Here is a 20,664-nt window from a genome sequence, read left to right on the forward strand (position 1 = left end):
AATCATTAATGGACATGGAATCATAAATTGGCAAGGGGGTCCTACATGAATTGCAGTGGCTGCAGTCCAATCTATCCTATAGAGGGCCAAGGTACCTTGTACCTGCGTCCCATTTCCCCCGCTTTGCTGGAAGCGCTGCAAACGCCGGGAAGACTTATCGAGACGTCGGATGATATGATGTGGATGCATTTTTCGAATCTTGAGGCGGTTCAGAGCTTAATAGAAAAGATCGGCGAAATGGATTCGACATTACGTGATTCCCTAACCGTTCAGATTATGCCTTTATACGAACAGGCGAATGAAGAAAGCTGGATTAGTCTAAGCATGCAGGAGTCACGTTTCAGGCATGCGGAGCTTGTTTCCATTATTCTGGAGCATGAATTCAGCAGTCATATGCAGCCCATCGTTGATGCATCGGAGCAGATTATCGGATACGAGTTTTTGCTTCGTCCTGCTGAGAATGGCAAATCCTTCAGTTCCTATGAATTATTTGAAGTCGCACGCGAGACTGGACTACATTCTTTTCTGGATCGAATGGCGCGAATTACTGCCATTGAGACCAGTGCTGTTTTTTTGCCGCATGGTGTGAAACGCTTCGTAAATTTCCTGCCTTCCTCCATATATAATCCCGAATATTGTCTGACACATACGTTTGAAGCGATTGAACGTCTTTCGCTGGACCCTAAAGATTTTGTGTTTGAAGTCGTGGAAACAGAGCAGATCCAACATATGCCCATCTTGCAGCAGATATTTGAGGTGTATCGTTCCCGTGGAATGTCGGTTGCACTGGATGATGTGGGTGCTGGATATTCAACAATAGAGTTGATGAATCGGTTAGAACCGGATTTTGTCAAAATAGATCGAAGTCTTATTGATCGTTGTGATCAGGATTCGACCAAACAACAGCAAATTCTTCATATTGTTGAGATGTCGAGTCGATTTGGAGGTCAAGTCCTTGCCGAGGGGATCGAACGGATGGAAGAGTTTGAATTCTGTCGCTCCATAGGTATTGAACTTGCACAGGGCTACTATTTTGGTAAACCCTCGGCACAACCTCCAGGCGATCCGTACTCTAATACTTCATCTAATACATGGAATAATTAGTAATCCGTACCTTGTACAAGTCACTTCTGATCAGAGGTGGCTTGTTTGGCGTGCCTGCACATTTTTCTCTCAAATAAATCCCCTCATTTAGCCGATATATAAGATAAGCCTTTTAGATTGATTCATACATACAAAGAAAGAGGGCATTTTTACATTTAGAGGGGGATAAAGACATGAGTGAAACTCAGGATAATACACCAATGAAAGCAGCGAAACCTGCTAAACCAAAACATAATCAAAATAAAAAGAAGAAGAAAAAGAAAGGTTTCGTCTGGAATATAAGGAACAAACTATTGGTCTCCTTCCTGGCCGTTCTGCTCCTGCCAAGCTTGGCGATCGGCTTGATCACACTAACGATGGCTGAAGATGGCGTACAAGGACAATTAGTGGATAGTGCCAAGCAAAGTGTGAGTACGGCCAATACCATTGTAGAAAGCCAAGTGAACTACAAGATCCATGACATTAACTATTTTGCGGATGCCCTTGATCCGAGCTTGGTCAAAGGGGAGAACGATAGTCCAGAGCTTCAGTTGAAGCTGGAGCAATATCTGGGCTTGCATCCCGATGCCATGAACATTTTTGTGGGAACAACGGAAGGAGTCATGGTTCGGGGTAAAGCAACAGCAAGCAGTACGCGGGGAGATGCATATGATCCTAGGGAGCGGGAGTGGTACAAACTAGCGATGGAAAAGCCGGGTACAGCCGTTGTATCCGCTGTGTCTGTTAATACCGATGGCGTTGCCGTTGTATTTATCTCCAAAACATTAAAGGACCAATCCGGTGTTGTCGGTTTGTCTCTGGATCTAACAGACCTGCAAGAGCAAGCATCCATTAAGGTGGGTAAAGAGGGCTACGTCATTATTTTGGATGCAAACAAAAATTATGTCGTATCGCCTGTAGCAGATGCAGGTACACAGGAAGCTAGTGGTTTGCTGGATGAAATGTATGAGGGTAAAGAAGGTCAATTCGATTATGTATTCAATGAGCAACCGAAAACGATGATCTTTGCTACCAATGAAGCAACGGGCTGGAAAATTGCCGGAACGATGTCTAAAAGTGAAATAACCAATGCGAGCAAGGACATTCGCATGATTACATTTATAGTGATCCTGGCGGCCACGTTCCTTACGCTCATCTTCATTATCTGGTTTACACGCTCCATGCTGCGTCCAATCAAACGACTTCAGGAATCGGCCAGAGCGGTAAGTAAAGGTGACTTGACCGTGAAAATGGAAACTGGACGTAAAGATGAAGTCGGGGAACTGGCAAAATATTTTGAACGTATGGTCGATAACCTGCGAATGATGATTCTTGGTGTACAGGAAACGACAGAGCAAGTATCTGCTTCTTCTCAAGAATTGTCTGCCAGTGCTGAACAAACCACCAAAGCGATTGAACATTCAACACAGGCCATTCAGGAACTGGCCGAAGGTGCTGAGCAGCAGGTAAACAGTGTGAAAGATGGATCGGGACAGATGAGCCGAATGGCAGAAGATGTTCGGATGATGTCGGAGCGTGTGCAATCCATTACGGCGAATATGCGGAATACGTCCGGAGCGGCTTCTTCTGGTAATGAGGCAGCAGGACAAGCTGTAGAGCAGATGAACAGCATTCAGGAAACCGTAGAGCAGCTAGGGACTGTGGTTCAATCTCTGAATGCCCGTTCCGTTGAGATTGGTAGCATGGTGGATGTCATTGCATCCATCTCCAAACAAACGAACTTGCTCGCATTGAATGCTTCCATTGAAGCGGCCAGAGCGGGTGATTCGGGGCGTGGGTTTGCTGTTGTAGCCGGAGAAGTTCGCAAATTGGCAGAAGAATCCGGAAGTTCGGCAGCGCAGATCGGTGAGGTCGTTCATAATATCCGTCAGGACATGGATGCCGCTCTAATCGCCATGAATGCGGCTCAGACGCGTGTGGGAGAAGGGATTCAGGCCGTGAATACGTCTGGACAATCCTTTGCCCAGATTCGGGAGGCGGTGGAAGAGGCGGTTCATACCTTGGATGACTTGTCTGAAACAACGAAACAACTGGAGAGTGGGGCATCCCACGTTGCCAAGGCGATGAGCGATATCTCGAATGTGACCCAGGAATCGGCTGCGAATACAGAATCCGTATCTGCATCTTCGCAAGAACAACTGGCATCGGTAGAAGAGATTGCATCCTCATCGGCACATCTGAACAGTATGGCGGAACAACTGCAGGGATTGCTTGGCATGTTCAAGATGGTAGAGGATACGCCGAAGGATAAGGGTAGCGACAAATCCTAGGAAGTAGACCACCATTACTTACCATACTTTTTGAATAGAAGAAAATAAAGATAGACATTACTTCTGCGGCCCTGTATAAATATATCGTCTGGTTCTTCCGCGCATCATGCGGTGTAATCTTACAATATAATGATTAAATGAACGATAGAATATATCGAGACAGGGTACAGCAGGAGGCACTATGATATACGTAGCAATATTAATTTTTGTAGTAACGATCACCTTGGTGATCTGGCAACCTCGTGGGTTGGGCATCGGTTGGACTGCCTCGGGTGGTGCATTGCTCGCCCTATTGTGTGGAGTCGTAAGCTTGAACGATGCCTCGGATGTAGCGTCCATTGTATGGAATGCAACGTTGGCCTTTGTCGGTATTATTATGATTTCTCTCATTCTCGACGAGACGGGTTTCTTCGAATGGGCCGCTCTTCACATGGCTAGACTCGCTGGAGGGAACGGTCGCAGATTGTTCTTCTACTCCATTTTACTCGGTGCCGCAGTGTCGGCCCTGTTCGCAAATGATGGTGCAGCGCTCATCCTGACACCAATTGTGCTGGCGATGGTGCGTGCATTAAAGTTTGATGAGCGGATGGTACTGGCTTTTGTAATGGCGAGTGGATTTATCGCAGATACCACATCGTTGCCGCTGGTCGTCAGCAATTTGGTTAACATTGTGTCTGCCGATTTCTTCGGTATTACCTTTGTGGAGTATGCGGTACGCATGGCCGTGCCGAATCTGATCTCGATCGTAGCGAGTACGGGAATGTTATTTTTGTTCTATCGCAAAAGCATCCCCCTTCGCTATGACATCTCTGCGGCTCGCGACCCGAAAGAGGCAATACGTGATCCACGGATGTTTCGCATTGCCTGGTTCATGCTAGGGCTGCTATTGGTGGCTTACGCATCCAGTGAGTTCCTGCCGATTCCCGTGTCGGTGATTGTGGGCTCGGTTGCACTGCTGTTCGCTTTACTGGCACGCAAGAGCGAGGCAGTTGATCTGAAACGGGTCATCAAGGAAGCACCGTGGTCGATTGTGGTGTTCTCCGTGGGTATGTACATCGTCGTATATGGACTGCGTAATGCAGGATTAACGGCTCATCTGAGCCGCTGGCTAGATGTCATAGCAGAGCATGGCCTGCTGGCCGCTTCGCTCGGAATGGGCATTATAGCGGCCGTATTGTCATCGCTGATGAACAACTTGCCTACCGTATTGATTAACCTGCTAGCCATCCAGGGTGCGCACACCGAAGGGATCATCCAAGAGGCATTCATCTATGCCAATGTCATTGGTTCCGATCTAGGTCCCAAAATGACGCCGATTGGTTCACTTGCCACATTGCTATGGCTGCATGTGTTATCCCGTAAAGGTGTGAAGATCACATGGGGGTATTATTTCAAAGCAGGCATCATCCTGACCATTCCAACCTTGTTCATTACCCTAGCAGGTCTGGCATTGTGGTTATGGATTCTGGGTTAGTAAAATTAGTTTTTACAATAGGAACATCTAATAATCATTCAATGTATTGTAAAAGGCTGCTCTCCAGCTGGTGCTACGCACTGGCAGCGAGGCAGTTTTTTTTGTTCCTCTTCTGTTTCTTCTATAGAAGGAATGAAAATTCTCTATTTCTATTATGCACCTAACCAATTACATAAAGGGCTGTCTCAAAAGGAATTCTGCTTCGCTCCAAGCGCTAATGAACCTACCGCACCTTAAAAGGCGGATCATCAACGGTTGCGAGATTTTACGAACTTCAGTAACGCTATTTCGTCATAAAAGGACTTCAAATCCTAAAAAATCAACTAAATCGACGAAATAACGTGTCTGAGATTCGTTAGTTTTTAGATCTGGGCAAATGGGAGCGAATAGCGTGTGTCAGGTTCATTACAATAACACGAAATGAGGATGTCCCCCCGTCATATTCATGACGTATGGGACATCCTCTTTTTTGCATACTAGCCAGGCAGATCATTGATATGCCTGAGATACAACGAGCGCTGACACAGCGCAGGGAACGGAACGATTGTATTGCGTTTTTGCCTGTAAGAAAAGAATGATATGTTCCTTGAATCTTAATGTGCAGATAAAACCACGAGCGTAGTGGAGGGGACGGAATCGATTCTGAAGAAGCGAAGCGTTCGCCTTTGTCTCCAAATTTCAACAATCAAATTGTTGATCAGAGAAATTTGGAGACAACAGCGATCAGAAGAACGATCCGTAACCGGAACGGCCACTCATGGTATCAGCTACTTTATATATCTATAAGTAAATTTCTTTCTTGTGAATCTGGACACAATACGGATTGAAACAACGTCCGTTACCGTAGCGCTCACTTCAGCGCAATTTGTCTCAGATAAATTTCAATATGCAGCCGATATTTTTAACATTGCGTTTACAAAACACTGATTTTAAGATGACATACCGAAACTACAATGATTAAAGAGTTGATGGTGAACAAACAAATTCACAAAACGCCATCACTACATTGGGGGAGGAAAACAAAACATGTTTAAAAAGTTGCCGTTTATTTTGATGACCTTAACGTTCGTACTGGTGCTCGCTGCATGCGGATCGAAAAATGACGCGGGTACAGAGGGTGCTGCAAGCAATGGTTCAGGGGAAGCTACTGCTGAGCTTAGCGGTAACATTCTGGCAGTCGGATCGACAGCATTGTTACCTCTGGTAGAACAAGCTGGACAGAAATTTATGGCAGTTGATGAATATAAGAACGTAACGGTTCAAGTTCAAGGTGGCGGTAGTGGTACTGGTTTGACACAAGTATCTGACGGACAAGCTACAATCGGTAACTCTGATGTATTCGCAGAAGAGAAGCTGGAGGACGAAGCCAAAGTAAAAGAACTGGTTGACCATCAAGTAGCCGTAGTAGCTATGGCTCCAGTTAGCAACAAAGATGCAGGTGTAGAAGATTTGACGAAGCAGCAACTGGTCGACATTTTCTCCGGTAAAGTGACGAACTGGAAAGACGTTGGTGGCGCGGATAAAGCAATTGTTATTGTAAATCGTCCAAGTAGTTCCGGTACGCGTGCAACGTTCGAGAAGTATGCATTGGGTGCAAAAATGGATGATATCCAAGGTTCGATTCAAGAAGATTCTTCTGGTAACGTAAAAAAATTGGTAGCTGAAACACCAGGTGCTATTGGTTACCTTGCCCTGTCTTACTTGGATGACAGCTTGCAAGTGTTGAAATACGAAGGTGTAGAAGCAACAGTTGAGAACGTGGAAGCAGGAACTTATCCAGTGTGGGCTTACGAGCACATGTACACCAAAGGTGAGCCGGATGCGGCAACAAAAGCGTTCCTGGACTATATCCTGAGTGACGAAATTCAACAAAACGACGTGACAGAACTTGGATACATTCCAATGTCAGGCATGAAAGTAAAACGCGATGCAGCAGGTAATGTGGTTCAATAATCTTTGAACTTGCGCATACAGCGAAAGAGGCGGACTTAGGTCCCGCCTCTTTACGCGGTTTGCTCTGAAATAATCCCATATTTTGCATTAATTCTACTATAGAAGGATGGTTGTTATGGAACAGACCGAAGGGGGAACGGTAATGAATAACAAGTTGAAACCGCGCCGGCCCTTAAAAGAAAAACATTATTGGGAAGAGTGGACGGGACGGATCTATACGTCGATTTGTGTCGTTTTCCTGATCGTTGTCATGTTTTCCATTGTTTATTTTGTAGCGTCCAAGGGACTGTCCACATTTTTCCAAAATGGAATAAGCATAAGCGAATTCCTTGGTGGAAAGACGTGGAATCCAACTGGAGAACCTGCGTTCTACGGGGCATTGCCGTTCATTACAGGTTCTTTCATTACAACCTTGCTTGCAGCATTGATCGCTAGTCCACTTGGTCTGTGTGCAGCACTCTTCATGACAGAGATTGTACCAGGTAAAGGGAAAAAGATATTGCAACCTGCGATTGAGCTCTTGTCCGGAATTCCGTCCGTTGTGTATGGATTTATTGGTCTGAGTGTCATCGTACCTTTGCTGCGCAGTATCTTTGGTGGAACAGGCGTCGGGATTGCAGCCGGATGTCTTGTTCTCGCGGTAATGATTCTTCCTACGGTAACAAGTATTATGGCAGACGCTTTGTCCGCATTGCCAAAAGGATTGCGTGAATCCTCGTACGCACTGGGTGCCACTCGCTGGCAAACCATCTACCGTGTCATCATTCCAACGACATTGCCAGCTTTGTTGACAGGTGTCGTATTGGGTATGGCCCGTGCTTTTGGTGAGGCTCTTGCTGTGCAGATGGTTATCGGTAATGCACCGCATGTTCCAACATCCTTGCTCGAATCGGCTTCAACATTAACAAGTGTAATTACACTCAGCATGGGTAACACCACGATGGGTTCTGTTCATAACAATGCACTGTGGAGTATGGCGCTTGTCCTGCTGGTGATGACATTTGTCTTCGTCATTCTGGTTCGCCTGCTTGAAAGGAGGAACCGGGTATGAAAATGAAGGCAAAGACGGTAGATAAAATTGCAACATCCGTTATCGTTGTATTGGCCCTGTTCATTGTTATTATATTGCTCGGTCTGCTTGGCTTCATCATGTATAGAGGCATTGGACATATTAGCTGGAACTTCCTGACGAGCGCACCCCAGTTGCTTAAAGGTGGCGGGGGGATTGGTCCACAGCTCTTTAACTCCGTATTCCTGTTGATTCTGACGTTGATTGTGACCATTCCACTCGGATGGGGTGGTGGGATTTACATGGCGGAATACGCCAAGCCAGGCAAGATCACCAGCTTCATTCGTCTGGTCGTTGAAGTGTTGTCATCATTCCCTTCCATCGTTATCGGTTTGTTTGGTCTCTTGTTGCTAGTCAATCAATTTGGTCTTGGTTTCTCCCTGATCTCGGGTGCCCTGGCTCTGGCGATCTTTAACTTGCCACTGATGGTGCGGACAACGGAGCAGGCCTTCCGGGCCGTTCCGAAGGAACAGAAGGAAGCAGGTCTGGCACTTGGACTGTCCAAGTGGAAGATTATCACTTCCATTCTGCTGCCTGTGGCATTGCCGAGCTTGATTACGGGTACGATTCTGGCATCGGGCCGGATCTTCGGTGAGGCGGCAGCATTGATGTTTACCGCAGGTATGAGTAGTCCGCCATTGGACTTTACAGATTGGAATCCGACGAGTCCGAGATCACCGCTTAATCCGTTCCGTCCGGCAGAGACACTTGCTGTCCATATCTGGAAAGTGAACAGTGAAGGCATTGGACCAGATTCCAAAGAGGTGGCAGCAGGGGCATCCGCCGTGCTTGTCATTCTCGTGCTGGCGTTCAATCTAAGTGCGCGCTGGATCGGTCGGGTTGTATTCCGCCGCATGACAGCTTCGAAATAAGGAGGAACCAACATGGCCATACCTTTTGGTACGGAACAGTTAAGCATATATTATGGACATTTTCAGGCGGTCAAGCAGATCAGCCTGACGTTTCCCGAATCGAGTGTAACGGCACTTATCGGGCCGTCTGGGTGTGGTAAATCTACGTTCCTACGGTCGCTTAACCGAATGAACGACGAGATCGCCGGTTCCCGCACAGAGGGACATATCTGGATGGATGGTAACGATCTGAATGAGCCTGGAACCGATGTAATCAAGCTTCGCCAGAAGATTGGCATGGTGTGGCAGAAGCCGAATCCTTTTCATAAGTCCATCTACAACAATATCGCGTTTGGCCCCCGCTACCGTGGTACGAAGAGTAAGAAGGCACTGGATGAGATTGTGGAAAAAAGCTTGCGTCGTGCTGCGCTTTGGGACGAAGTGAAAGACAGACTGAATGAATCAGCCTTGTCTCTCTCAGGTGGACAACAGCAGCGGTTATGTATCGCCCGCGCCTTGTCTGTTGATCCGCAGATTCTGCTGCTCGATGAGCCTGCATCTGCACTAGACCCGGTATCCACGGGTAAAGTTGAAGAATTGATTACCGAGCTCAAGAAGGAGCTGCGGATTGTTATTGTTACCCATAACATGCAGCAGGCAGCACGTATTTCGGATTATACAGCTTACTTCTATCTGGGCAGCATGATTGAGCACGGGGATACAGAGCATATTTTCACGAACCCGGACAATCGTCTGACGCAAGAATACATTATGGGGCGTTTCGGATAATTGGATCATGGAGTGGAGTGTCACATAGAGCAACAGACAGAGAGATGAAGAAATAAATAGAGACAGAAGCACAATGCCTGGACGTTTGTTCGGGGGTTGTGCTTTTTATTTTATAATTACAGTGGGATTTTCTGTATGCAGGATCAACATTATGCTACGATATTTAGTACGAAGATAGCGTTTACATAAATTTAAAGGAGATGTTGATAATCACTACGGATCAGAGGTCTTACGACCATGTGGCAGCACAGGTCATACAGAATTATGCGATTGAAAAACCTGTCGTTTCCTATATTCGTCATAACGAGAATCTGACGTATCATGTCGTTGATGAAGCAAGCGGGCAGAAGTATCTGCTCCGTATCCATCAAGCAGCATATGCAAGTATGTCAGGCATTCAGCACACGCCTTCTGCATTGGAGGCAGAGATGGACCTGCTTCATGAGTTAAATGCAACAACAGCATTACGCGTCCAACATCCGGTACGCAATGTATCGGGAGATTGGGTCACGTTATGGACAATTGAAGAAGGTAAAGAAATCTGCTGTACAGTACTGGAGTGGATTGAGGGCAGGGACATCCAACAGGGAGAACGCCTGACAACAGAGCAGATATATGATCTTGGTGCTCAGCTGCAGATGCTTCATCAATATGGACGTGTGGAGAATCAGACAGATCGAACTAAGGTACGCCCGGCATATGGTAATGTCCATGAGAATTTGGTCATGCTAGGGCAGCTGGAAGAGGGGGTCCGATTGGGAATTTTTACAACGGAAGACTTCGATCTGCTTCGGGAGACGTTTGAGAACATTAACGAGCAGTTAGGAGCGTACCCTCTCGATGAAAAGACCTGGGGCGTTATTCATGGAGATATTACTCGCAATAATCTGCTGATCACGAATCAGGGGATGTCCATGATTGATTTTTGTCTACACGGTTATGGTTATTATCTTTTTGATGCCGGAGGGGCAGCGCTTATGTTCAATCGGGAGGAACGTGACGTATTCTTATCTGGATACACAAAACAGATCGCACCACTGACGGATCGAGATATCCGTTTAATGGAAGGGTTCATGCTGATCTTTACACTTGGTTATTATGCTTTTCAGATGGCGAACGAGTCTAGGCACGAATGGATGAAAGATCGCATGCCGAAGTTATGCAGCAAGTATTGCAGACCTTATGTACAGAACGAGAGTATCTTCTACGAACTGTGAATTATAATTCAGATGTGCAGATCCGGAAGGGCTATGAACAGGTAGTTCAAAAATTATGGTTGCCTGAATACCCGAACAGTTTCGTGGATAATATCATAAATAGTAGTAAGCGCTTTATGAATTGAAGGGAAATGAAATAATCTGTTTAAAAAGTTTATTTTACCGAATTAATGTGATGAAAGCTGACAAAATATTCTGGTTTTCATCGAATCAATCGAAAATGAAGGAAATACATCCAAAGAAATCGTTAAGTTTGTTGACACTGATCTTCCGGTCGATTAATCTTAATGAAGAAGAATGAACGATTTCCATTACTGTTCTGACATACGCTCAGAATGGTTCCATACAGCGGATGATAACGAGCGGGAGAGACCTGAGTTAGCCGAGCAATGGCTAGTGTTCAGGCACCGAAGGAGCAAGCTGCTGCGCACCCGGCCCAGTGGTTAATCTCTCAGGTAAATGTACCATCGTTGGACGCAACTCTGGAGAGTGCGCGAACTGCGCCACCCAAGGGGTATATGATCAGTCAGTCTGGTGACTTGTCTGCAATTGCAGGGCATGCACCCTGTCGTGAGACACTGCTGATCGTGAAACTCTCAGGTATCGAGGACAGAGAGAGGGCCTGTGGCCTTCTTCTGTCCTTTTTTGATGTCATCATTCAGTAATAAAGGAACATTATGGCATGGGATCTGGATGGAAATGACGAATACAATTGGAGGGTTATAAGGTGCGATTTAAAGATGTTTTCTCAATTATTGGTCCGTCGATGACGGGGCCTTCAAGTTCACATACAGCTGGAGCAGCAAGACTGGGAAGAATTGCGCGTCAGTGGCTAGGTTGTACGCCTGAACGTGCCCGGCTGACGCTCTACGGTTCATTCGCTGATACGTATCAGGGCCACGGAACTGATCTGGCGCTGATCGGCGGTCTGCTGGATTATGTTACAGACGATCCGCGTATCCCGGATGCGGAGCAATACGCAGAGGAAGCGGGTATGGAGGTTGAGTTTTATACAAGCGGTCTGCCTGCTCCTCATCCCAATACGGTCAAAATTGAGTTGTGGCATGAAGGGCGTACATGTTCCTTAATCGGTGCTTCTATTGGTGGTGGTAGTGTGTCGGTGCATGCGATGAATGATTTTCGTGTCCAGATTAGTGGTGAGTTTCCGACACTCGTGCTGCGACATGCAGACAAGGCAGGGGTGCTTGCCTCGGTAACGTCCACGATCAGTTCATCTGGGGTTAACATCGGGTATATGCAGGTGGATCGGAAAGCCCGTGATGGCGAAGCACTTACTGCGATGGAGATGGACGGCGTGCCGAATCCTGATATGCTCAAGCGTCTAAAAGAGCTGGATCATGTACTGGACATTCGTGTCATCGATTTGAAGAGAGGAGTTGATTCGGATGCGATTTAAACATTTACATGAACTGAATACGATCTGTACAGCGGAATCCAAAACGATTGCTCAATTGATGATCGAGGAGCAGGTTCAGGAGACCAATACACCGGAAGCGGATGTTGTGAAACAGATGTCTGAATATTATCAGGTGATGAAGGAAGCAGTGCGTAAAGGGTTAACGGAAGATACCACATCACGTAGTGGATTAACGGGTGGAGACGGTAAAAAAATGGCCGAGTACATTCGCAAAGGTGAGACTTGCTCAGGAGATGCTTCCGCACTTGCCATGGCGTATGCCCTGTGTGTATCTGAAGTGAATGCCTCTATGGGCCGGATTGTGGCAACACCTACAGCCGGTTCCTGCGGCATCATCCCTGGTGTTTTTATCAGCTCACAGGAGCGATTTGGCTGGACGGACGAACATTTGGTGAATGGGTTGTTCTGCGCGGGAGCGATTGGTTATGTTATTGCCAACAATTCATTTATCTCTGGTGCAGAAGGTGGCTGTCAGGCAGAAGTGGGTTCCGCGATCGGCATGGCTGCGGGTGCCATGGTTGAACTGCGTGGAGGTACACCGGAACAGGTCGTTCATGCCGTTGGTCTAGCGTTAAAAAATACACTGGGCCTGATCTGCGATCCGGTCGCAGGTCTCGTTGAAATTCCATGCATCGTACGTAACGGACTGGGTGCCGTTACGGCGCTGGCTGCGGCCGACATGGCATTGGCCGGAGTGCGTAGTGCTATTCCGTCAGATGAAGTCATCGACGTGATGCTGGAAGTAGGCAGTGCGATGCCGAGCCGCCACCGGGAGACAGCCCAAGGCGGGTTGGCTCAGACACCAACGGGTCGCAAAATGATGCAGAAGCTGGCTAAACCGAAGGCCAAGCGTGCAGAGCCTGAGACGGAGTCGAAGCCAGCGGATGCTGACACAACTACAAGTGGGGCGGATACTGTTCAAGCGGAAACGGACCCTCAGGTTTAATCTGAACGGGGGTCACCGAGGAATAACCAGTGACATGATGATGTATAACGGCGATATAAAAACAAGCGTCCGCGAACCCGAATTCGGGTTCTGCAGGACGCTTGTTTAATGCCGCCAAATGATGTGAAGCTAGGCTACTTATAAGTGACTTCAGATATATTTGTATTATGAATCTAGTCCTGGCTTACAGCCGTACTCAGTACGGCATATCCATACGCGGGCAATTCAATGGCAAACACGCCATCATCCTTGGCGGTACGATGGTTTCCACCGAATAGCTCGGTCCATTCCTCGTCACCCGCCTCCAGCTCGACAATAGCCGTCTCTTCCGAGCGATTGAACAGAACCAGAATGCGTTCCTCTTCATTCTGCCGTTCGAATACCAATTGGCTGCCATCCGAGCGAGCCTGCAGGAAACGAACGGTGCCTTCTGCACGCAGGGCAGGATGAGCATGACGCAGGGAGATCAGTTTCTGATAAAAGTCTAGCAGCTCACGGTCCTGCTTCGCTTCATCCCATTCCATGCATTTACGGCAGCCCGGATCATGGTCACCGTCCATGCCAATCTCGTCTCCGTAATAGATGCACGGCGCGCCCATGTAACTGAACTGGAATAACGCAGCTAGCTTCATCTTGCGCTGGTCGCCTTCACATAGCGTGAGCAGCCGCGGGGTATCGTGACTGTCCAGCAGGTTGAATGCAACTTCGCTGGCTTGAAGCGGATAACGGGATAATTGCCGACCGATGGAGTTCGCGAACTGTTCGGCATGCATTGTATTTTTTACAAAGAAAGCATTCACGGCATCGGTAAACGGATAGTTCATGGACGCATCGAACTGGTCGCCTTGCAGCCAGGAAGAAGACTCGTTCCATACTTCGCCCAGAATGTAGGCATCTGGATTAGCGGCTTTGACCACACGGCGGAAATCACGCCAGAAGGCATCATCCACTTCGTCGGCAACATCCAGTCGCCATCCGTCTGCACCCACTTCCTTAATCCAGTACTCGGCAACCTCCAGCAGATAGGCCTTAACCTCGGGATTCTCCGTATTCAACTTAGGCATGTGCGCTTCGAATCCGAAAGTCTCATACGTAGGAATGCCGTCTTTCACGTCCAGCGGGAATTCATGTACATGGAACCAGTCCTTGTATTTGGATTGTTCTCCGTTCTTCTGCACATCCACAAACGGGGCAAACGTCTTCCCGGAATGGTTGAACACAGCATCCAGCAAGACGCGAATTCCACGTGCGTGGCACAGCTCGACCAGTCGCTTCACGGTATCTGCGTCACCAAAATGCCGGTCTACCCGCAGGTAGTCCTCGGTATCGTATTTGTGATTGGTGGTAGCTTCAAAGATGGGTGTGAAGTAGATCGCATTAATGCCCAGATCACTGATGTAATCCAGATGGTCGATCACACCCTGAAGGTCACCGCCGAAGAAATTGAAGGGTGTCGGCTCGCCACCCCACGGTTCCACCTTTTCCGGACTAATATCCGGGTTGCCGTTCGCGAATCGTTCAGGGAAAATCTGATAGAACACGGCATCCTTAACCCATGCAGGGGGTGTGAATACAGCTCCTGTATGAATATAAGGGAACTGGAACATACGACCCGGATCGTCCGGTTCTTCTTCCTGGAAGTCCGTCTCGGTCATCCAGATCTGTTCATCTCCACTTTTGAGAAGAAAAGAGTATTTTAGTCGGTGGTAGGGAGGTTTCACCTCGCCCTCGAAGTAATCGAACATCGAGTCAGAGGTGAACTTTGTTAAAGGAACCAGCGCTTTGGTTGCATCCCATGCATATTTGTCTCCAGTCAGGGCATGTACCTCAGTCAGATCATTCTTTTTGGCGCGCAGGCGCAGATGAATTGTGTCTTGGTCATAGGCATAGGCCCAATTGCGTTTCGGTTGATGATAGATGGCTTCCAACAGCATAATGAAATTCCTCCCGTCAGGTGTAGGTATAATATGTACTTGGTCGATTTAATTGATATAACATTCCCCACGTTAATGGATAAGCTATAATTAGAATGTGTGGTAACGTAAAGGAATTCAACTTGGCTTCAACAAGATAACAAGATTTGAATCCATCTGTTATAGATAGCTTTTTTATGATGATGCTCAGATATATCATTAACCCAATGGGGGCGGAAAGGAAACGAATATTCGAATGAAAACCAAACTGTTATACATTGAAGATGATACGGAAATTGCAACTTGGGTCAGAGCCGATCTGGAGGAGCGCGGTTATGAGGTGGTATGGCTCGGCAGTGGTGAAGGTGCAGCGGAGGCTGCTGTGGGTTGCTCACTCATTATTCTGGATGTCATGCTGCCCGGGCTGGATGGATTTACGGTGGGCCAGCGACTGAAAAAAGAACATCCAGCCGTGCCCATTGTCATGCTCTCGGCCAGAACGTCCATTGACGACAAGTTGCACGGTCTCGATTTTGCCGATGACTATGTAACGAAACCATTTCACCCCGATGAACTGGCTGCCCGGATTGAGGTCCAACTGCGTAAGGCGGGAACTGCGGTCTCATCGGATACAGCTCTGAAGCTGGATCATCTCTCCATCTATGAGAAGGACAACCGCATCGTCAATGAGGAGACGGGGGATGAGATTGTTTTATCGGGGAAACAGTTCCACATCTTCGCTTACCTGCTACGACATATGGGCATGATTCGAACCAAAGAGCAGATCTATGAAGCCGTCTGGAACGAGCCTTATCTGGATGGGGACAAGACTTTAATGGTACATATTCGACATCTTCGCGAGAAGCTGGAGCTTGACCCGGCCAATCCAGCCGTTATTCAGACGGTCCGCGGTGTGGGATATCGTGTGAAGAAGCCATGATCCGACGGTTCAGAGCACGGAAGACGATGAATGGAGAATGGAAAGGAGAACCGCGCATGGTTCCTAAGCATAAGCAAACCAGGCAGGGCAAGCTACGCTTTGGGCGGTCCTTGATGTCCAGATATATCATCCTGATTCTGGCGGCCGTATTATTCGTGCCCGTCGTTCTGCCGATCATATCCATCATATATGTTGTCGTAGTGAACAACACAAATACGAATCAAGCGGCACCGTACGGTGATGTTACCCGGATCAGTAACCTATGGTCGCGTGAAGCGGTGAACCTGAATGGTGCTTCAGATGAGGAGATTAAGGCCCGTTTGGAGCAATTACATGCATCGTACCCCAAGTCTTCCATGTATCGTGTGAATGCGAGCGGTGAGACCCTCTTTATTCTCGGTGGTGAAGATGTAACGCTTCTGAATTCCACATCGCCGGATGGCGGGACAGACACGACATTGAGATGGTCACTGGATTCCGGGAAAACGGCAGAGACTCGAATTCCGGCCATATGGAATGTGAGCAACACGGTGCAATTCATGAAAGAAGCTTCCTATCGAGATCCGCTAACCGTAGTTACATACATCGGTGGAGGTGAAAAGGACAAGGGACAGGGCTTCATGATCATAGAAGTGCCGCGATCACTTCTGCAAACGACACAGAGTAACTGGCCGATGGAGCTCCTGTATCTTGGCATTGTGATGACGATCATCTTCATGATTTTCATCATCATGTCGATTCTCTTCTTCGCGCGCATTCGCAAACGACTTATTCGCTTACAGACGGCGATGATGACCCCGGGCAAGGAGGGCATTCCGCTTCCGGTTGATATCCGCCGGTCAGATGAGATCGGTCAACTGGAGGAATCATTTAACCAGATGGTGCATCAACTGTCCGACAGCCGCCAGCGTGAGCGTGAGGAAGAACAATTGCGCAAACGTCTGATTGCGGGGCTTTCCCACGATCTACGCACCCCGCTAACGGTGATTCGTGGACATATGCATGCTTTGCATAAGGAAGCGCTAAGCGAGCAAGGTGACCGTTCATTACATCGCATGGAAGCGAAGATGGAGGATCTCGGCGGGCTCATTGACAACATGTTATCCTATAATTTGCTCACGAGCGGTAAATATACGCTGAAGCTGGAAGAGAAAGATATGCTGCGGATTGTCAGAGAAACGGCAGCGGCCTGGTATCCGGTCTGGGAGAAAGAGCGATTCGAAATTGATATTGATCTGCCGGATGAACCGTTGATCTGGCATATGGATGAACAAGGCATGCGCCGTATTCTGGATAATCTGTTCCAAAATGTGATCCGCCATGCCGCCAGCGGGAAATATATTGGCATCTCAACCCGGGAGATTCAGGGGGAGACGGCTATCGTTATTCAGGATCTCGGTCCGGGAATGCAGCAGGATTCCGACACCAAAGGCACAGGTCTGGGTTTATCCATTGTAGACCTGTTGATTCGTGAAATGGGTCTGCGCAAGCGGGTGGACAGTTCCGATACAGGTGTCCGGACATACATCTACAGTGGTAAGGGAAGTAAGGAAACAACCAACCGCTAAGATCTCTTTTTTAAACTAAACTTAAACTGGAGACCACCTTGGCTTTAACCTTGAAAGGTTACGATAGTTCCGAGGTGATCACACAGTGAGTGAAAATATTATTCAAACAGCGAATCTATGGAAAACATACCGGGACCGTGCAGCGGTCCGTGAACTTGATCTGCATATTAAAAAGGGAGATATCTACGGCTTCCTCGGTCCCAACGGTGCCGGCAAAACAACAACGATTCGCATGCTTCTCGGCTTGATTAAACCAACCAAAGGCGTGATCCGTGTCTTTGACAAGGATATCCGCAAGGAGCGCATGGACATTCTGCGCCGTGTGGGTTCCCTAGTGGAATACCCTTCTTATTACGGACATCTGAATGCGGTAGAGAATCTGGAAACTTTGCGCCGCATCCTCAATGTCCCGAAATCAAGAATTGCTGAAGTGCTGTCCATTGTAGATCTGACCAAGGATGCCAAACGTTCAGTGAAAGGGTATTCCCTTGGCATGAAGCAGCGTCTGGGTATTGCCAGCGCTTTGCTGGGTGAACCGGAGCTGCTGATTCTGGACGAACCAACGAATGGGCTTGATCCGGCCGGTATTCAGGAGATTCGTGAACTGATCAAACGCATGCCTCTGGAACATGGCATTACCGTTCTCGTTTCCAGCCACTTGTTGAGTGAAGTCGAACAGATGGCAAGTCGTGTCGGCATTATCCGTGAAGGCAAGATGGTGCTCCAGGATACCATTGCGAGTCTGCATAGTCAGACGGGTAGTTCTATCCGCTTAACGGTTTCCGAGCCGGAAGAGGCCATGAAACTGGCGAGAGAGCAGGGGCAATTTGGTCAGCGACAAGGTTCTGCGTTAACGTTCCCTTATATGGATAACCCTTCGGTTGCACTGCTTGTGCGCCGATTAATTGAACAGGATCATGATGTGTATCGTGTTGAGGAACAGCGTCAGTCGCTGGAAGATCTGTTTATGCGGGTCATTGGCGAGGGGGCTTCCATATGACCGGACGTGCATTATCCTCGGACTGGCTCAAGATTCGGGGCAAGGGAATTTGGTTTCTCGTTTTTCTGGCCCCGTTTGGATTGACAGCGATGCAGGCGCTTAATTTTGGCTTACGGTTGGACTATCTGAAAGAACAGTATGCGGATAACCTGTGGGGCGGATTGCTCGGCAATGTAGTTGTCTTTGTACCGTTGTCCCTGATGCTGGGAGCAACCATTCTCAGCTCCATGATCGCGAGTGTCGAGCATGAACAAGGATCGTGGAAACAGTTGCTAGCGATGCCAATTTCAAGACCGGCCGTGTATCTGGCCAAGTTCTTGCTGGCTTGTCTGCTGCTGGTAATCTCCTGCCTGCTACTAACCGCAGGAATTATAGGTCTGGGTCTGATCCTCGGATTCCATGCCAGTGAGATCCCTTGGACGCATGCCATCAAGCTGGGGCTGTTGCCATTAGCTGGTGCGCTTCCCGTGTTGTCGTTGGAGTTATGGCTCACAATGGTCAATAAAAATCAGGCGCTTCCCGTCACTCTGGGAATTGTTCTCGCGATAACAGGCATGTTCGCGCTCAGTATCTCACCGTATTTTCCACTTGCTTGGGCACAGATGGCTTGGAATGGACCTAATCCATATCTGTATGCAGGCATGGGGGCAGGTCTGGGTCTCTTGATCCTGTTGTTGGGTATGGTGCATTTTAGCCGGAAGGATGTGGCCTGATATGAGCTTTGCGACAACGTATTTTCGCATTCTATCGGCTGAGCGCTTGAAGATGGGCAAGTCACCCATATGGCTCCTGATTCTGTTAAGTCCACTTATTGCACTGCTCATCGGACTGTTGTCCACTCCATCAGGGAGTTGGCAGGTTTTGATGGGCACCATGGTCTTCTTGCACGGATTACTCCTGTTGCCGATGCTGACTGGCGTGTTTACGTCCTTTGTATGTCGTTTCGAACATGCAGGAGGAGGGTGGAAGCAGATGCTGGTTCTGCCGCTCACACGTTCAGGTGTATACGCAGGCAAACTGACGATTGTACTTATGCTTCTGGCGGGTACACAAGTGTTGTTGCTGCTATCCATTCTGCTGGCAGGCACGATTCATGGCATTACGATGCCAATACCTTGGGGATTCCTGGTAGGCAAAATGCTGCTTGGGTTATTGGCTTGTGTACCTCTTGCCGCCTTGCAGATGTTCGTTTCTCTCGTGTGGAGCAGCTTTGCTGCACCGCTCGCATTGAATTTTGCACTGACTGTGCCCAATATCCTTATCGTCAACTCAGCGGCATATGGACCGTATTATCCTTGGGCGCAACCGATGATTCTGATGACACCCGTAGACGGCGGAGGTTTCGGAGCCTATAACGTGCCGCTGCTGACGCTGCTGTCAGTCGTTGGGGGCAGTGCTGTCATTTTCATAGGAATTGGCATGCTGTATTTTGCGAAGAAAGAAATCTGAATAATTGAATATATCCCTAGTTATCCTATGACCAAGATCCTCTTTTAAGCAAAACATGCAATGTTCTATTGTATGTGAGCTTGAGGGGATTTTTTCTAATGTCTGACCCAACCGTCATGAATGGTCAGTTCCCGAATGATTTTGGCCGGCGCTCCGGCTACAAGTGTATTATCGGGTACATCTTTGGTCACCGTGCTTCCAGCTGCCACGACGGCATTCCTGCCAATTGTCACGCCGGGCAGAATGAGCGCGCCTGTACCAATCCAGGCATTATCCTGAATGACAATTCGCTTGGCAGTCTGGCTCCCATCATCCAGTGAATCAATTCGGTGATAAGCACTGTCAAATATGCTTGTTCGAGGCCCGATCATGACGTTATTACCGATGGTCACCTCTACGTTGGCGGCGATCCCCACACCGGCATTAATCATGACGTCATCGCCAATCGTTAATCGCGCCCCTTTGACCACAGTTAGTTGGGTTCCCCAAGGTTTACCTATGATGTTAAGCCGCTTTCCCACCTGCAAATCACCATGTTTATTGAGATATACTTTTCCCCTGATCCGTGGCAGTAGGCCCATTGAGGGCTGAATTTTACCAAAAATGGTCAAGCCTCTTAATTTGCCATAGGCAATTTTAACTCTGTTGGGCAGCATGATTCATTCATCCTCACCTTCGTCAAA

Annotated in this window: 17 protein-coding genes and 2 riboswitches; of the genes, 15 read left to right on the top strand and 2 right to left on the bottom strand. The window is 48.0% G+C overall.

The genetic code is table 11. From position 1 onward, the window contains the following. Positions 1 to 45: 45 nt before the first annotated feature. The 10 genes from NLBNIHML_RS19810 (at position 46) to sdaAA (ending at position 13,111) form a co-directional block, all read left to right on the top strand. Entirely contained in the window at positions 46 to 1,104 is a 1,059-nt protein-coding gene (locus tag NLBNIHML_RS19810) for an EAL domain-containing protein (RefSeq protein ID WP_472474915.1), read from the top strand. A 173-nt stretch (positions 1,105 to 1,277) separates the two neighbouring features. Continuing rightward, complete coding sequence (locus NLBNIHML_RS19815) at positions 1,278 to 3,374, top strand: methyl-accepting chemotaxis protein (RefSeq protein WP_494352587.1); 2,097 nt, start codon at positions 1,278 to 1,280, stop codon at positions 3,372 to 3,374. Between the two features lie 181 nt (positions 3,375 to 3,555). Further along, positions 3,556 to 4,848, top strand: a complete 1,293-nt coding sequence (locus tag NLBNIHML_RS19820; protein ID WP_494352588.1) for an arsenic transporter — start codon at positions 3,556 to 3,558, stop codon at positions 4,846 to 4,848. A gap of 1,026 nt (positions 4,849 to 5,874) precedes the next feature. Next, positions 5,875 to 6,801, top strand: a complete 927-nt coding sequence (locus tag NLBNIHML_RS19825; RefSeq protein ID WP_339258548.1) for a phosphate ABC transporter substrate-binding protein PstS family protein — start codon at positions 5,875 to 5,877, stop codon at positions 6,799 to 6,801. A 115-nt stretch (positions 6,802 to 6,916) separates the two neighbouring features. Beyond that, on the top strand, positions 6,917 to 7,852 hold the full coding sequence (gene pstC, locus NLBNIHML_RS19830; RefSeq protein WP_017690972.1) for a phosphate ABC transporter permease subunit PstC: 936 nt from the start codon (positions 6,917 to 6,919) through the stop codon (positions 7,850 to 7,852). Positions 7,853 to 7,854: 2 nt separating this feature from the next. Next, positions 7,855 to 8,742, top strand: a complete 888-nt coding sequence (gene pstA, locus NLBNIHML_RS19835; RefSeq protein ID WP_339242887.1) for a phosphate ABC transporter permease PstA — start codon at positions 7,855 to 7,857, stop codon at positions 8,740 to 8,742. A 12-nt stretch (positions 8,743 to 8,754) separates the two neighbouring features. After that, positions 8,755 to 9,510: a phosphate ABC transporter ATP-binding protein PstB gene (gene pstB, locus NLBNIHML_RS19840; RefSeq protein WP_339239266.1), complete on the top strand. Its 756-nt coding sequence runs from the start codon at positions 8,755 to 8,757 to the stop codon at positions 9,508 to 9,510. A 239-nt stretch (positions 9,511 to 9,749) separates the two neighbouring features. Continuing rightward, complete coding sequence (locus tag NLBNIHML_RS19845; RefSeq protein ID WP_494352589.1) at positions 9,750 to 10,727, top strand: phosphotransferase enzyme family protein; 978 nt, start codon at positions 9,750 to 9,752, stop codon at positions 10,725 to 10,727. A 353-nt stretch (positions 10,728 to 11,080) separates the two neighbouring features. Further along, positions 11,081 to 11,203: riboswitch (glycine riboswitch) on the top strand. Positions 11,204 to 11,207: 4 nt separating this feature from the next. Next, a riboswitch (glycine riboswitch) is annotated at positions 11,208 to 11,342 on the top strand. 112 nt (positions 11,343 to 11,454) lie between these two features. Next, positions 11,455 to 12,144 carry an L-serine ammonia-lyase, iron-sulfur-dependent subunit beta gene (gene sdaAB, locus NLBNIHML_RS19850; RefSeq protein ID WP_253429474.1) on the top strand — a complete coding sequence of 230 codons (690 nt, stop codon included), beginning with the start codon at positions 11,455 to 11,457 and terminating at the stop codon, positions 12,142 to 12,144. Further along, on the top strand, positions 12,134 to 13,111 hold the full coding sequence (gene sdaAA / locus NLBNIHML_RS19855) for an L-serine ammonia-lyase, iron-sulfur-dependent, subunit alpha (protein WP_494352590.1): 978 nt from the start codon (positions 12,134 to 12,136) through the stop codon (positions 13,109 to 13,111). Before sdaAB ends, sdaAA begins: the two co-directional genes overlap by 11 nt. Positions 13,112 to 13,284: 173 nt before the next feature. On the opposite strand, the gene NLBNIHML_RS19860 is transcribed toward sdaAA, so the two are convergent. Then, on the bottom strand, positions 13,285 to 15,045 hold the full coding sequence (locus NLBNIHML_RS19860; protein ID WP_494352591.1) for an alpha-glycosidase: 1,761 nt from the start codon (positions 15,043 to 15,045) through the stop codon (positions 13,285 to 13,287). Between the two features lie 235 nt (positions 15,046 to 15,280). Here NLBNIHML_RS19860 and NLBNIHML_RS19865 point away from each other — a divergent pair, with 235 nt between their 5' ends. The 5 genes from NLBNIHML_RS19865 to NLBNIHML_RS19885 all read left to right on the top strand — a co-directional run bounded on the left by NLBNIHML_RS19865 (position 15,281) and on the right by NLBNIHML_RS19885 (position 19,981). Then, complete coding sequence (locus tag NLBNIHML_RS19865; RefSeq protein WP_494352592.1) at positions 15,281 to 15,964, top strand: response regulator transcription factor; 684 nt, start codon at positions 15,281 to 15,283, stop codon at positions 15,962 to 15,964. Positions 15,965 to 16,020: 56 nt separating this feature from the next. Further along, a complete protein-coding gene (locus tag NLBNIHML_RS19870; protein ID WP_494352593.1) occupies positions 16,021 to 17,532 on the top strand; it encodes a HAMP domain-containing sensor histidine kinase in 1,512 nt (503 codons plus the stop codon). 85 nt (positions 17,533 to 17,617) lie between these two features. Next, positions 17,618 to 18,532 (top strand): ABC transporter ATP-binding protein, encoded by a 915-nt coding sequence (locus tag NLBNIHML_RS19875; protein ID WP_339239272.1) that lies wholly within the window; start codon positions 17,618 to 17,620, stop codon positions 18,530 to 18,532. Beyond that, positions 18,529 to 19,245 (top strand): ABC transporter permease, encoded by a 717-nt coding sequence (locus tag NLBNIHML_RS19880; RefSeq protein ID WP_339239273.1) that lies wholly within the window; start codon positions 18,529 to 18,531, stop codon positions 19,243 to 19,245. The genes NLBNIHML_RS19875 and NLBNIHML_RS19880 overlap by 4 nt, the downstream gene beginning before the upstream one ends. Before the next feature lies 1 nt (position 19,246). Then, on the top strand, positions 19,247 to 19,981 hold the full coding sequence (locus NLBNIHML_RS19885; RefSeq protein ID WP_494352594.1) for an ABC transporter permease: 735 nt from the start codon (positions 19,247 to 19,249) through the stop codon (positions 19,979 to 19,981). A 95-nt stretch (positions 19,982 to 20,076) separates the two neighbouring features. On the opposite strand, the gene NLBNIHML_RS19890 is transcribed toward NLBNIHML_RS19885, so the two are convergent. Further along, positions 20,077 to 20,637, bottom strand: coding sequence for an acyltransferase (locus NLBNIHML_RS19890; protein ID WP_339239275.1), 561 nt, complete (start codon positions 20,635 to 20,637; stop codon positions 20,077 to 20,079). Positions 20,638 to 20,664 lie beyond the last annotated feature (27 nt).

The sequence above is a fragment of the Paenibacillus sp. JNU01 genome (genome assembly GCF_059130585.1).